This is a genomic window from Kribbella sp. C-35 (assembly GCF_046549195.1).
Lineage (GTDB): Bacteria > Actinomycetota > Actinomycetes > Propionibacteriales > Kribbellaceae > Kribbella.
Genome location: NZ_JAJPWG010000001.1, coordinates 2,327,962 through 2,340,899 on the forward strand (window position 1 = coordinate 2,327,962; position 12,938 = coordinate 2,340,899).

Annotated in this window: 12 protein-coding genes; 3 read left to right on the forward strand and 9 right to left on the reverse strand. The window is 69.1% G+C overall.

Annotated features, from left to right (window positions below; genetic code table 11):
- Positions 1–2 precede the first annotated feature (2 nt).
- From ACLJOO_RS11835 to ACLJOO_RS11855, 5 genes are read right to left on the reverse strand one after another with little or no spacing between them, the layout of a single operon-like run.
- Positions 3–1,211, reverse strand: coding sequence for an ROK family protein (locus ACLJOO_RS11835; RefSeq protein WP_410786932.1), 1,209 nt, complete (start codon positions 1,209–1,211; stop codon positions 3–5).
- Between the two features lie 20 nt (positions 1,212–1,231).
- Entirely contained in the window at positions 1,232–2,083 is an 852-nt protein-coding gene (locus ACLJOO_RS11840; protein ID WP_410786933.1) for an oxygenase MpaB family protein, read from the reverse strand.
- A gap of 52 nt (positions 2,084–2,135) precedes the next feature.
- On the reverse strand, positions 2,136–3,785 hold the full coding sequence (locus ACLJOO_RS11845) for a PHP domain-containing protein (protein WP_410786934.1): 1,650 nt from the start codon (positions 3,783–3,785) through the stop codon (positions 2,136–2,138).
- Positions 3,786–3,818: 33 nt separating this feature from the next.
- Positions 3,819–4,370: a GNAT family N-acetyltransferase gene (locus ACLJOO_RS11850; protein ID WP_410786935.1), complete on the reverse strand. Its 552-nt coding sequence runs from the start codon at positions 4,368–4,370 to the stop codon at positions 3,819–3,821.
- Between the two features lie 9 nt (positions 4,371–4,379).
- The gene (locus ACLJOO_RS11855; RefSeq protein WP_130386590.1) at positions 4,380–5,675 is read right to left on the reverse strand and encodes an XRE family transcriptional regulator; all 1,296 of its coding nucleotides are present in this window, start codon (positions 5,673–5,675) and stop codon (positions 4,380–4,382) included.
- A 228-nt stretch (positions 5,676–5,903) separates the two neighbouring features.
- Between ACLJOO_RS11855 and ACLJOO_RS11860 the strand changes: the two genes are divergently transcribed.
- A complete protein-coding gene (locus ACLJOO_RS11860; protein ID WP_165546409.1) occupies positions 5,904–6,077 on the forward strand; it encodes a hypothetical protein in 174 nt (57 codons plus the stop codon).
- Between the two features lie 374 nt (positions 6,078–6,451).
- On the opposite strand, the gene ACLJOO_RS11865 is transcribed toward ACLJOO_RS11860, so the two are convergent.
- A complete protein-coding gene (locus ACLJOO_RS11865) occupies positions 6,452–6,850 on the reverse strand; it encodes a hypothetical protein (RefSeq protein WP_410786936.1) in 399 nt (132 codons plus the stop codon).
- A gap of 28 nt (positions 6,851–6,878) precedes the next feature.
- Between ACLJOO_RS11865 and ACLJOO_RS11870 the strand changes: the two genes are divergently transcribed.
- On the forward strand, positions 6,879–7,310 hold the full coding sequence (locus ACLJOO_RS11870; protein ID WP_410786937.1) for a MarR family winged helix-turn-helix transcriptional regulator: 432 nt from the start codon (positions 6,879–6,881) through the stop codon (positions 7,308–7,310).
- On the opposite strand, the gene ACLJOO_RS11875 is transcribed toward ACLJOO_RS11870, so the two are convergent.
- Both ACLJOO_RS11875 and ACLJOO_RS11880 read right to left on the reverse strand, forming a co-directional pair.
- Positions 7,307–8,320, reverse strand: a complete 1,014-nt coding sequence (locus ACLJOO_RS11875; RefSeq protein WP_410786938.1) for a GNAT family N-acetyltransferase — start codon at positions 8,318–8,320, stop codon at positions 7,307–7,309. The two genes, ACLJOO_RS11870 and ACLJOO_RS11875, sit on opposite strands and share 4 nt — an antisense overlap.
- A 17-nt stretch (positions 8,321–8,337) precedes the next feature.
- Complete coding sequence (locus ACLJOO_RS11880) at positions 8,338–9,786, reverse strand: MDR family MFS transporter (RefSeq protein WP_410786939.1); 1,449 nt, start codon at positions 9,784–9,786, stop codon at positions 8,338–8,340.
- Between the two features lie 166 nt (positions 9,787–9,952).
- Between ACLJOO_RS11880 and ACLJOO_RS11885 the strand changes: the two genes are divergently transcribed.
- Positions 9,953–12,202, forward strand: coding sequence for an NACHT domain-containing protein (locus ACLJOO_RS11885; protein ID WP_410787152.1), 2,250 nt, complete (start codon positions 9,953–9,955; stop codon positions 12,200–12,202).
- Here the strand turns inward: ACLJOO_RS11885 and ACLJOO_RS11890 are convergent.
- Complete coding sequence (locus ACLJOO_RS11890) at positions 12,192–12,857, reverse strand: hypothetical protein (protein ID WP_410786940.1); 666 nt, start codon at positions 12,855–12,857, stop codon at positions 12,192–12,194. The two genes, ACLJOO_RS11885 and ACLJOO_RS11890, sit on opposite strands and share 11 nt — an antisense overlap.
- Between the last annotated feature and the right edge of the window lie 81 nt (positions 12,858–12,938).

Consider the following 12,938-nt stretch of genomic DNA (forward strand, 5'->3'; position numbering starts at 1 on the left):
TGCTAGCTGCTTCCTCGGGCAAGGGGTGGCTCGCCGCGGACGTACGAGCGGATGACCGTGGCGGCCGCCCCGCGGGCCCAGTCGTCGAAGGTGTGGGAACGGAGCATCAGCCGGCAGTCCCCGGCCGCTCCGAACGCGTGCTCGGCGAACGCGCGCCGCATCCGCTCCTCGTACAGGTCGTACTCCGCGACGCCCTCGCCGGCGATCATCACCAGCTCCGGCCCGACCAGGTTCACCATCGCGGCCAGGGCGGCGCCGATCACCTCACCGGCCCGGTCGAACGCCTCGCGCGCCTGCTCGTTGCCCTCGTGCGCCAACTTGATCGCACCGGCCAGATCCAGGTCCGCCCGCCCGGTGGTTTCGCGCGTGCGCGTCAGGATCGCGTCCGACGACGCCACGGTCTCCACGCAACCGCGCCGGCCGCAGGTACACACCAGGTCGCCCGGCGCGAGTGGCAGGTGACCGAGTTCGCCCGAGACGCCGTACGCGCCGGACACCACCTCGCCGTTGATGTAGAGCCCGCACCCGATGCCGGAGCCGATCGTCACGACGGCGAACGAGTCCGCGTTCACGCCGGCCCCGAACCAGTGCTCGGCCACGGTCAGCGCGCGGACGTCGTTCGACACCACGATCGGCACGCGGACCCGTTTGCCGAGCAGCTCCGCGACCGGGACGCTGCGCCAGCCCATCAGCGGCGAGTCCCGCACCACGCCGTGCGCTGCGTCGACATCGCCCGACACCGCGATCCCGATCCCGGCGAGCGGACCGGCCACCGCCGTACCGGACTTGAGAGACGCGATCAGCGCCTTCACGTGCCCGGCGAGCTGCTCGATCACCGCCTCGGGGTCGGTGCTGTCCAGGTCCTCGTGCCGCACGTTGAGGATGCCCGCGGTGAAGTCGGTCGTGACACCGATCAGGCTCGTCGGCGTGACCTTGACGCCGATCACCGAGACGCTGCTCGGTACGACGGTCAGCGGGCTCACCGGCCGCCCGATCCCGAGCTGGCCGTCGCCCTCCGCCGGGGCGGCCTGGTCGGTGACGAACCCGGTCTCGATCAGCGGCGCGACTGCCTTCGTCACGGCCGCCTGCGACAGCCCGGTCCGGCGCGCGATCTCCACCCGCGGGATCGGCCCTTGGGTCAGGATCTTGGTCAGCACCTCGACTCCCGCCGGAGTGGCCAGCGGGAGTGGACGATGAGGACGCAGCGGCACGAGGACAACTTACCGGCGTGTCATGCCTCCGCGCCGGTTTCTTTCTGTGTGGGTGAGGCGAGTGTTGGTGAGGCGAGGGCCCAGCGGATGGTTCGGGTGAGTCCGTCGCCCGCCGCCCGTACGACGGTCTGCTCGGCCAGCGGGAGGTACGGGAGCCGCAGCGGCAGTCTGGTCCACCACGGCAGCAGTCCGACCGCAGCCGCCGTCAGTACGCCGTACGCGGGTCGCACGGCCCACGGCACGGGCGGGTGCACCAGCATGAAGCGGGCGGCCTGGCGAGCTTCCGTCGTACCGCGTAGCTCCGGCTGGTACTGCTTCAGCAGCTGGTGCAGCTCGGCCACCGTGGTCGGCGGGTCGACCACCCCGAGTTTGCCGGCCACGAGCGCCGCATCCTCGACGTACTCGTCCTGTTCCGCCGCGGTGAGCGGATGCGCGCCGTACCGCTGGTGTGCCGCGAGGAAGCTGTCCACCTCGGCCACGTGCACCCACTTGAGCAGATGCGGGTCCGACGCCCGGTACTTCACCCCGTCCGGACTGGTCCCGCGGACACGCTCGTGCACGGACCTGACGTGTGCGATCGCCTCCTCGGCGTCCGGGATCGCGCCGTACGTCGTGATCGCCAGGAAGTAGCTGGTACGCCGCAGACGCCCCCACGGATCGCCCCGGTACCCGGAGTGCGCCGCCACGGCAGCCATCGCCAGCGGGTGCAGCGACTGCAGCAGCAACGCACGCAGTCCCCCGGCGAACATCGACGCGTCCCCATGCACCCGCCGGATCGGGCGCTCCGGGGCGAACCACCGCGGACCCGGGGTGTCGTGCACCCGGCCGCGCTCGGCATACGGGTCCGGTCCGGCGACCTTCGTCAGAATCATCCGCGCCAGACCATCCCGCAGCGGGTTCAGTTGGCTGCCTACCACACCACCACTAGACCACGTCGACGAAAATCGGGTTGGTGTAGAGCCAGGTATCGAGCCAGGGGTCACCGTCGTTGTCCGGGTGCTGAATCGGGCCCGTCGGGTCGATCGCGCTCCCCAGGTACCCAGGCCCGTTCCGCCGACCGTCGCTGCCACGCACCCGTAGGTAGTGCGACCGCTCCGCACGCCCCAGCGGGATGCGGAGCTCATAGGTGCCCTTGCGGTTCCGGACATCCACCTGCTCGACCACTCTGGTGTCTGGCGCTTTCCAGGTGTCTTTAGCCGTGACCGGACCGGTCACCACACCGCGGATGACATCCACATGCGCCAGCTTCGGCAGCACACCGTGGTAGTTCGGCCGGGACGCACTGGTCACAGTGACGCGCAGCTCGAGCCGCTGCGACCTGTGTACGCGCAGCCGCCCGCCCAACGTCGCACCACGCTGCCGTGAACCCACAGGTGCCAGTCGTACCTCGATGCCATCCACAAGCTGCCCGTGGTCCACCCAGACGCGTCCAGCCCGCAGAGCGGCCATCACCTCGAGGTAGCCGTACTTGGTGACGCCGACGTGCGTCCTGCTGAACTGACCGGGCCAGAAGTCACTGCCCGGCTGCGGTACGCCGGAGTCCGTCGGCGACGGCTTCCACCCGAGGCTGTCGAAGTTCTGCCCCGCCGGGAACTCCCCGTCCTTCCAGGTGTCCCAAATGGTCCGGTGGTTGTCGCTGTTGGAGGTGATCGAGAACAGCCGGCCCTCGGCGAGCATGCTGTCCCACAGCCCGCCGACGGTCGCGGTCGCCCAGTCGAAGCCGCCGTACGTCCGGTACGCGTCAGCCGGGTAGCCGGCGTAGCTGCCGGTGCCTGGTGCGTTGACGTACTCACCGCGCTGCGCACGCGTCGACCCGCGGTACGCGACCCAGGCCGGGTCCGCGTCGCCCTGCGAACCAGGTGCGCCTTCCATCCCGATACAGACACCGCTGTCCCGCCAGGCGCGCAGCTCGTGCGGCGCGTCGATGCCGAGGCGCATCGGGTGGTTGGCCAGCACCAGTACGTCGTCGACGTACCGCGCCTGCTTCTGCGAGGCCAGCCACTGCAGTGCCTTGACCGCGTGCAGTTCGTTGTCCGGTGTGTCCGCGGAACGGCTCGTCAGCTTGCCGTCGTACTCGCGCTCGAATTGCTGGAGCAACGAGACGTTGTTGGCGCCGGGGGCAACGAGGACGGTGCCGTGCTCGGCGGCGGGTATGTACCACTCGAGCCCTTGGAAGATCAGCATCCGCGGGTTCTCGGCCCGAGCCTTCAGGACCTCGGCGTTCTCGGCTGCCGCGCCCTTGTCGGCGTGCCCGAAGTTGCTGTGCTCGGTGAACGCCATCCAGTCCAGCCCGTACTGCGCACCGCGCTGCGCGAGCTGGCTGAAGTTGTACTTCGCGTCGTGGCTGTACCTGCTGTGGACGTGATGGTCCCCGACCAGATAGACGAGCTCAGGATCGCTGTCCGAGTACGCCGTACTCGCAGCCGCCTCCTGTGTCGTCACAGCGGCCGCCGCGAACCCTGCCCCGAGTAGCCCAGCCCCGCGCATCAGGGTCCGCCGCGACACCCCCTGCGGATCCAGCTCCCGATCCGGAATCTTCGGGTCCGCCCACTCCGGCACCTGTTGCCTCACCATGAAGCGCAACCTTGCTGGTCCTGACAAACCAGGTCAAGGCTCCGAGTGACTCCTGGGTGAATGTTCGGCTTCGAGGAGGGAGTAGAGCAGGGAGTCGCGCCAGGCGCCGTTGGTGAAGACGTGGTCGCGGAGGTGGCCCTCGTATGTGAAGCCGAGGCGCTTGACGACCGCGATGGACGCCTCGTTCTCGGGGCCGATCGCGGCCGTGACCCGGTGCCTGCTCAGGGTGCCGAAGGCGAACCCCAGCAGCACGCGGGCGGCGTCCGTCGCGTATCCGCGACCCCAGTGGTCCGCGCCGATCGCGTAGCCGAGCTTGGCCGCCCACGGCCCGCTCGGCGCGATCCGGCCGAACCCGATCACGCGATCGTCGTCCGGCCGGGTCACGGCGAGCATGTAGTCGGGACGGTCCTCCTGCTCGGACCGCGCCACGAGGGCGGCCAGGCTCTGCTCGGCCTTGGCGCGGTCGTAGCTGTCGAACGCCATCCAGGTGGTGACCCGGTCGTCACCGGCGATGGCCAGGTAGTCGTCGAGGTCGGTTGTCCGGAATTCCCGCAGTACAGTCAGCCGTCCGCTGAGCGCCTCCATCCGCGCAGGCTACCGGGGGTAGGTCTGCATCGGCGTCCGGGTGAACGTCTCGATTTCCTCCTGGAGCTCCCGGGCGTCGTCGGCGCGACCGGACTGCCGCAGCGCCTGGTGGACCCGGCGGGCCGAGTGCACCACGCCGTTGATCCGGCGCTCGGTCGGCAGCGTCAGCACCGGGGCCAGCGCGTCCGCCGCGCCGTCCAGCTCACCGCTCGCGATCCGGGTGATCGCCATCGCGGCGTGGCTGCCGGCGGCGTCGCCGAAGGCCCACTCCGGGTGGTTCTGGTCGGTGTACGCGTCGACGGCCTGGCTCGAGTACCGCTGGGCCTGCTCGACCTCACCGGGCAGCTGAGCGAGCGCGTCGGCGGCGTAGTACAGCTGGCGGTTGCGACCGAAGGTGCACAGGCCGCCCATGTCGTCCAGGTCGTCGTTGTGAACCGAGTTCCACGCCTCTTCGGCGCGCTCCAAGGCGGCCCGGGTGGCCTCCGGGTTGCCGAGCGCGGCCCAGGCGCGAGCTTCGCTGACCGGGAGCCAGACGCTGGTGGTGCTGTTGGCCTGCTCCGCGTACCCGGCGCCCAGCTGCGCGTACCGCACCGAGTCGTGCGGGTTGCCGGCCCAGTAGGAGACCAGGGACTGCAAGCCGCGCACCCAGGCGCGCAGGCCGTGGTGGTCGGCGTTGTCGGCGCACATGAACGCGGTCCGCGCCTGGGTCAGCGCGGCGTGCGGGTTGCCGAGGTCGTGGGAGGCCTTGGCGAGCAGACCGCCGGTGACACCGGCCAGGAAGTACAGCTGGCGGTGGTGGTCCGGGCGCTGGCGGCTCTCCAGCAGGCCGAACACCAGGTCCTGGGTCTCGACCAGTTGGCCGAGGATCTCCGGCAGTGGGCGCTGCGGGTACGCCTGGGCGGCGTGGCGTACGTCGTCGTACACCTGTTCCATGGCCTCGCTTCCGAGACCGGACTGGGCCGCGAGGGCAAACGCCCTCGCGCGGCTGGCAGCCATGTCGAGAACCTCCATCTCATTACCTGTCGTGATCCGTCCACTCGCGGCAGGTGCCGGCACCACCTGGGCGGCCTGCTCGGGCACGTACGGCGCGAGGAGTTCCTCGACCGGCTTGCCGAACAGACGTTGCAGGGTGCGCCGGGTCTGAGGAGTGGTCCCTGCGCGCTCGCCCGATGCGAGGCGACGCAGGTGCCGCTCGGTGATGGTTCCACCCAGCTCGACGAACTCGGCGACGATCTCGGAGTAGGTCTGGTTCCGGCGCTGGATCAGGTGCGCCAGGACCGTCTTTGGCGCATACCTACTCGCCATCGTTCCTCCCGTTCACGTCAGTCAGACGTTGTCTCGACTTGTGCCCCACGACAAGGTGCTGTCCCCCAGATGTCCGCGAGAGGACCGGAAGAGGTCCGGCAAAGGTCCGGTCCAGGTCCTAGAGCGGTCACGTTGGGCTCGTGCACCATTACTGCCATGACAACCAGTAAGTCCAACTGGTTGCAAGGCCTGAGAGTTACGGGGTGAGAGGTTGTGACCATCGCGGAAATGACGTCGAGACAGCATCGGCGCAGAGTCCGGGTCTGGTTCGGCGAGCACGTGATCGCGCAGTACGTCGCGGAGGCGCCGCTCGCGGCCCGCTACGAACAGGCGATGCGGCGCCGTTTCGCCGGTCTCAAGGTCACCAACGACCTGCTCGGCCCGCTCGACCCGACCGACTGAAAGACCGCAGAATTCCGGGTCCTCCTCAGACCCGGTCTGCTGACCCTGGAGTCTCCTCACGTTCAGGGTCGGCGCTTGGAAGGTCCGTGGCACTCCTCAGTCCCGGACGAAACCCAAGGTGCGGTCCGGAGCACTCCTCAGCTCCGGACCGCACCGCCCTCCCGACCCGGCTGGGCTTGGCGGCTGAGTTCCCTGTATCGCCGCCGCCCAGCCGTTCCAACCCACCTCCTGGCCGACACCTCGGGCCAGGCAGGGCCGAGTGTCCTGGGCGGTAGGACACCGGAGGCTCCCGACACCTCACCGGGAACCTCCCCCTTGAGGTGGCCGGCTCCGAGTGTGAGCGCCGCGCCTGGGCGGTCACACTCGGAGCCTTTTCACGCCAGGTTGGCGGCCATCCGGCGGAGTACGCCGACCGTCGTCAGGTACTCCGAGTCCGAGACGCCGGCCGTGACCCGCCGCCGCTGCGCCTGAACCTTCGTGCTCAGCGCCTGCAGCGCCCGCTCACCGTCAGGCGTGAGCGTCTCGCCCGTCAGCCAGCCGCGCTCGATCAGCGGCCCGGTCACCCCGGCCAGCTCTTCCGCACGGGACAGGAACGGCGACAGCGCCTCGGCGATCGTGTGTCCTGCGCTGTGGCCGGCCGCAGCGTTCAGCGCCTGCCACTGGCGCCGGGTGAGCCCGTCGTCGGCGAGGACCCGCTCGAACGACTCCTCGAGCAGGCGGTCGACCTCTTTCAGCCACCACCCGATAGGCTTGTTGTCATCCGACATATACATGTCAATGAGCATATAGTTGGAGCCAGGCATGGACAAGACCGACCCGGTCGCCGAGGTCGAGGCCGCGATGATCGCGATCCGCCGCCGGCAAACCCGCCGTACCTTCGCTGTCCAGTCCGGCGGACCTGACCCGGTCCAAGAGGTCCTGGACGCCGTCGAGGCAGCCGAACCCGATCCCCTCGGCGTCAACGGCATCGCCACCGCCCTAGGCGTGGATCAGCCCCGCGCCAGCAAACTCGTCGCCGCCGCAGTCACCGCAGGCCTGGTCCGCCGAGAAGCCGACCAGGCCGACGGCCGCCGTACCAACCTTGTCCTCACCCCCGCAGGCCAAGCCCGACTCGACACCGTCCACACCCACCGCCAAGCCCACTTCACCGCCGCCATGGCCGACTGGACAGCCGACGAACGCACAACATTCGCCACCCTCCTGACCCGCTTCGTAACCGCCCTGGACCGCTAGATGTCCGCTCCAGGTCCGGTCGTGTAGACGGCGAACGGGGCGTCTGGCTGTACGGCGGGTTCGCCGGCGGCCCAGCCTTCCGCGTGGATTTCTCCGGCGTACTGCATGCCGAGGCGCTTCATCACAGCCTGGGAAGCGGTGTTGACCTGTTCGGTGAAGGCGATGACTGAGGTGGCGTTGAGGGTGGTGAAGGCGTAATCCAGGCCGGCGCGGCCGAGTTCGGTGGCGAGGCCGCGGCCGCGGGCGGACTCGACGAGGGCCCAGCCGAGTTCGAGGCCTGTCCACTCGGGTCCTACCAGCGCGGCGATGGCCTCGGCCGTTGGCGTACCAGCAGGAATCCGGGACAGGCCGCCCCGCCCGGCCAGTTCGCCGGTCGAGCGCTCGTAGGCGATCCACTTCCCGGCGCCGTCGCGTTCCCAGCCTGCTTGATGCTCCGCGACCCGCTCGGCCGCCTGGTCCGGTGACAGCGTTCCGTCGTACCAGCGGGCCACCCATGGGTCCGCGAAGACGCGCTGCAGGTCCGGTGCATGTCCGGGGAGGACGCCGTTCGGTCCGCTGATCGGCTCCAGCCAGAGGCGATCCGTGAACCGCGTCCGGACCACATGAGCCACCAGGTCCCGCAGCCGCCGGTCCCCGTCGGTCCGGTTCACCATCAGCAGATCCAGGTCGCCCGGTCCGGCCCACGCTGACGCATCGTGCTTACCGTCCTCGAGGCGCGGACGGGTCAGGTCCCCGTCGACGGTGACGAGGTAGTCGACCTCCCGCCGTACCCGGCCCTCCCACTCCCATTCCCAATCCGCGACAGTCCGGACGATGTCGCGTACCTTCCAGCCGGTCTCCTCCTCGACCTCCCGGACCAGTGCCTCCTCAGGCGTCTCCCCCGCCTCCAGATGCCCCCCGACGATGTCCCAGATCCCCGGCAACAACCGCCGCTCCGCCGTCCGCCGCTGCAGATAGACGCGATGTTCCGCGTCCTGGATCAAGGCACCAACACAGTCGACCGCACGCATAGCCCCAACCTACTGAGCTAGCGGACCGGGTGTTCGGTGATTCGGTTGGGCATGAAGAGGACGGCTACTACGAGGAGCAGAGCGGCGGCGGCGGCGCCGTAGTAGACGTCGTGGATGGCGGGGGCCAGGATTCCGGCGGGTACCTTCTCCAGGTCCGCGTGGTCGTCTCCCAGGCGGGCGGCGACGACGCCGTTCGCTACTGCGCCGAAGACCGCGACTCCGACCGCACTGCCGACCGACCGAGCGAACATGTTGGCCCCGGTCACCACACCGCGCGTCTGCCATTCAACGGACGACTGCGCCGCCACGACCGACGGTGATGCGGAGAACCCGAGCCCGATCCCGATGATGAAGCAGGCCGCGGCGAGGTGCAGTACGGCGCTCGTGGCGTTCACGGTGAGCAGCACACCGGCTCCGATTACGACGATCACTGCGCCCATCGACATCGTCGTACGGAAGCCCACGCGCAGGTAGATCCGACCGGCGAGCGACGCCGCGATCGGCCAGCCGAGGGTCATCGCGGCGAGCGTGAACCCGGCGACGAGGGCCGACGTACCGAGGACGCTCTGGGCGAACAGCGGCACGTACGTCGACAGTCCGATCATCAGCAAACCGATCAGCAACGCGGCCGAGTTCGCCGAGTTCAGCACCCGCTGGCCGAGCACCCACAACGGCAGGATCGGCTCGGCCGCGCGCCGCTCGACCAGCACGAACGCGATCAGCAGTACGACGGCAGCTGCCAGGATCACGATGCTCGTCGGCGAGTCCCAGGCCCACATCACGCCGCCCTCGAGCAACCCGAGCAGCAGCAGCGAACCGCCGACCGCGAGCAGGATCGCGCCGCCGTAGTCGATCCGGTGGCTGGTCTTCTCCGCCACCTTCTCCTCGAACCGGCGGACCAGGACCCACGCGGCGGCCATCCCGAGCGGGATGTTCACGAAGAAGATCCACCGCCAGGAGATGAAGTCCGAGAACACGCCGCCGAGCGTCGGGCCGACGAACGACGAGATCCCCCAGACGCTGGCGATGTAGCCCTGCACCTTGGCCCGCTCCGCGACCGTGTAGATGTCGCCGACGATCGTCATCCCGATCGGCTGGATCGCGCCCGCGCCGAGCCCCTGGATCAGCCGGAACGCGATCAGCGCCGGCATGCTCCAGGCGAACCCGCACAGCACCGATCCGAGCAGGAACAGCCCGACGCCGAGCAGCATGATCGGCTTCCGCCCGCGCTGGTCCGCGAGCTTGCCGTAGATCGGCACCGACACGGCCTGCGCGAGCAGGTAGATCGAGAACAGCCACGGGAACTGGGTGAATCCGCCGAGGTCGGCGACCACGGACGGTACGGCGGTCGCGAGGATCGTCGCGTCGATCGCGACCAGCCCCACGCTCAGCATCACCGCGAGCAGGATCGGGCCTCGCTCCGACCGAAGCCCCACACCCGTCCGGTCGATCCGCTCCGTAGTCATATCACCAACCAATGTATGTGAACCGACAACTATTCCCCCACCCGCAGCCCGCCCACTGGACGTCCCCTGGGTACGACGAGGCAGGACGGTCGAGTGCAAGAGAGGAGGTGCGACGCGCCCGGCGGGGACGGTGGGCTCACAGGCGGTTACGCTCCGAGGGGTGAGGATGCGGGCACTGCTGCGTGGCGTCGTGCTCGTGGTGACTGTCTCGCTCGCACTGGTGCTGCTGCCGATCGCGATCAACGTCGGCACCGGCGGCACCGCACCGGCCTTCCTCGAGCCGTACGTCGGCTGGGTCTGGCCGGCGATCGGGGTGCTCTGGGTCGTCGCGGTCCTGACCGCACTGTTCGAGCTCCGCGACCGTCGCCTGCCGACCATCTCCAACCGCGGCGCCGACCAGCCGCGCAACCGCCCCAACGCACTCGCCCGCATCGACCGCTACTTCTCCGAGCGTCGCGCCGGCTCACTCGCCGAGCGCACCCGCGTCGCGCTGGCTCTGGACGAGCATCCCGGCGTAGTGGTCCGCCCGTACGACCTCGTCGTCCAGCCGCTCGACAGCGCACCGCGGCGCGTCCCGAACGAGGCGGACATCGCAGGTGTCTTCGACGAGCTCCAGGACTCGATGCTGATCCTCGGCGCACCTGGTGCCGGCAAGACCACCCTGCTGCTCGACCTCGCCCGGAACCTCGCCAAGCAAGCACATGCCACCAAGGACCAGCCCATCCCTGTCCTGGTCGACCTAGCCGGCTGGACCGCGCAGTCGTCGCACCAAAACGACGACGACCCTAGCGACAGCCCACTGGTCGCGGGTTTCGTCCGCTGGCTGCTGTACGAGCTGAACGACCGCTACGGCATCCCACCCGCTGTCGGCCGCACCTGGCTGAGCAACGGCGAGCTGACCCTGCTGCTCGACGGACTGGACGAGATCGCCGAGCCGAGCCGTGCCAAGCTCGCACCGGTCCTCGAGGAGCTCCGCCGCAACTACCGGATCGGCCAGCTCGCAGTCACGTGCCGAACCAACGACTACGAACGCCTCCCCAACAAGCTGCAGCTGTTCGGCGCCGTACACATCAGACCGCTCACGAGAGAACAGGTCCTCGACTACTTCACCACTGTCGGACCAGCCCTCGACGGTGCGCGCGCTGCGATCGAGCAGGACGACGCGCTCTGGGAGCTGGTCAACTCGCCGCTGATGCTCAACGTGATGGTCCTGGCGTACCAAGGGCGAGCGCCGGAGGAGGTGGTTGCCCGCGGCGTCGCGGACCTACGCCGGGAGCTCTTCGACACCTACATCTGCGAGGTCCTCGCCCGAAACCGCCAGACCGCGCGACAGTACGACGCGAAGACCGCCGTACGGCGTCTGTGGTGTCTGGCCTGGTGGACTCGACGTCGTGCCGGTGACCGGACCGCCGTACCGCGGTGGATGGTGCCTGACGGGTGGTACGGGCTGTCGCTGCCTGAGGTGGACTATCTGACACACGCGGTGTGCCTGCCTGCACTGTTCGCTGCACTGACCGCCGGCGTGACGCTGGTGATGCTCGCGCAGTACGGCGTACTCGCCGGACTCGCCGTGGCGGGTGCCGCGCTGTTGCTCGTCCACCTCCTGCCGCACCCCTGGCAGAAGCGTGAAGGGAGCGGACCGGACCGCGTACCGCTCTTCACCCTCATCCTGTTCGCAGGTACGGCGATGACTGTCGCGGTGACTGTTGCAGCACTGGGACTGGTCGAACTGCTCACCGCCAAGCCCGCACTGGTTGTCGAGGCCGCTGTGATCGCAGGTGCCTATGGTCTCGAGCTGATCGTGTTCCACGACAACCGGCGGCGGCTGCTGCTCGGCGTACGGCTGGCTGTGGTCGTCGTCGCGAGCTGGATCACCCTGAGCCTCGGCGACGCCACTGCCTTCGCCTGTGGGGTGGCGATCGGGCTGCTGGTTGCTCAGGCGATCCGGATGGTGAAGTCGCTGCCGACCGACCACCTCCCCACCACAGCCGACAAGGGGTGGCGGATGGACCCCTGGGTCGCTGGTGGAGCTGTTGCCGCGTTCCTGGTCGCACTGGTCCTTGGAGCCGACCTGGCGTCGCCGCAACTGGAGGCGGTCGCCGGCATCGTGGTGGGCACGGTCGCAGCGAAGGCCTGGCGTCGTCGTCCACCTGTCCTGGCAGGACCACTCTCGAGGCTGCTGCACGACTCGCTACTCCGCTGGACCGGGTACCTGCCGTGGCACCGCCGAGCCTTCTTGCAGTACGCCGCAGACCGCCACGTACTGGCCCGCACCGGACGTGCGCAGTACTCGTTCATCCACCTCCTCGTCCGCGACCACCTGGCCGAGTGCTCACCGGACGAGCTCGCAGCGAAGGTCGACCGCCGCATCACAGAACGCGCGGCGCGCACTCAAGCCGGTTCGTTCAGGGCATAGCTTGGTGATCCTGGTTGATCCGATTCAACCGCGCGGAACAGCGGCTGCCGGCGGCACCGCCCACCACCGCGCTCACCAGCGTGACGAGCAGAATCGCGACGAGTCCGACCAGGGCTGCAGGCGTACGATCGGTCTCGGCGATCGGCAGGGACGTCCAGTCGATCCTCGCGACGAGGTCGTATTCGCGGCTGGCGACGTACCCCAGACCGACGATCAGGGCGGTGGCGCCCCAACTGAGCAGCCACACGTCCAATCCTTGCCGTCCACCATGCGCCGGCACCATCCGTCCGCCGGCGTAGCCGCCCGAGAACGCACCGATTCCCAGCAACACGACGATGACGATCCAAGCGGTGACATAGGCCCACTCCCAGCCGGCAAGCCTGTTCCAGCCGATCTGGGTGCCGACAGCACCGACCGACGCCAGCAGCAGTACGACGATGCCGCCGGCAACCAACCAGCCGAAGAAGGCGACGCCGAACGACACGCCCGCGTCGTCCGCTCGCCACTCGTCAACGACGCGCTGATCAGCATCGTCCTCATCGCTGTCAGGGTCGGGATCGCGCTCCGCACGCTTGTAGCCGGCCTGCAACAACTCGTCCAGTCCGACCTCGATGACCTTGGGGTCCCTGTGGACCGCGCCTCGCTGACGCATCATGGTCACTCCCTGACAAGACCGCCTGTACCGACGGTGTGCTGTCAGCTACTGCAGCCGCATCCCGCGGCGCTTCCGCTGTAT

Excerpts from the sequence above, each read along its gene's own strand:
- ACLJOO_RS11840 (WP_410786933.1), bottom strand. The coding sequence starts at position 2,083 with ATGATTCTGACGAAGGTCGCCGGACCGGACCCGTATGCCGAGCGCGGC.
- ACLJOO_RS11845 (WP_410786934.1), bottom strand. The coding sequence starts at position 3,785 with ATGGTGAGGCAACAGGTGCCGGAGTGGGCGGACCCGAAGATTCCGGAT.
- ACLJOO_RS11850 (WP_410786935.1), bottom strand. The coding sequence starts at position 4,370 with ATGGAGGCGCTCAGCGGACGGCTGACTGTACTGCGGGAATTCCGGACA.
- ACLJOO_RS11855 (WP_130386590.1), bottom strand. The coding sequence starts at position 5,675 with ATGGCGAGTAGGTATGCGCCAAAGACGGTCCTGGCGCACCTGATCCAG.
- ACLJOO_RS11860 (WP_165546409.1), top strand. The coding sequence starts at position 5,904 with ATGACGTCGAGACAGCATCGGCGCAGAGTCCGGGTCTGGTTCGGCGAG.
- ACLJOO_RS11865 (WP_410786936.1), bottom strand. The coding sequence starts at position 6,850 with ATGTATATGTCGGATGACAACAAGCCTATCGGGTGGTGGCTGAAAGAG.
- ACLJOO_RS11870 (WP_410786937.1), top strand. The coding sequence starts at position 6,879 with ATGGACAAGACCGACCCGGTCGCCGAGGTCGAGGCCGCGATGATCGCG.
- ACLJOO_RS11875 (WP_410786938.1), bottom strand. The coding sequence starts at position 8,320 with ATGCGTGCGGTCGACTGTGTTGGTGCCTTGATCCAGGACGCGGAACAT.
- ACLJOO_RS11880 (WP_410786939.1), bottom strand. The coding sequence starts at position 9,786 with ATGACTACGGAGCGGATCGACCGGACGGGTGTGGGGCTTCGGTCGGAG.
- ACLJOO_RS11885 (WP_410787152.1), top strand. The coding sequence starts at position 9,953 with ATGCGGGCACTGCTGCGTGGCGTCGTGCTCGTGGTGACTGTCTCGCTC.
- ACLJOO_RS11890 (WP_410786940.1), bottom strand. The coding sequence starts at position 12,857 with ATGATGCGTCAGCGAGGCGCGGTCCACAGGGACCCCAAGGTCATCGAG.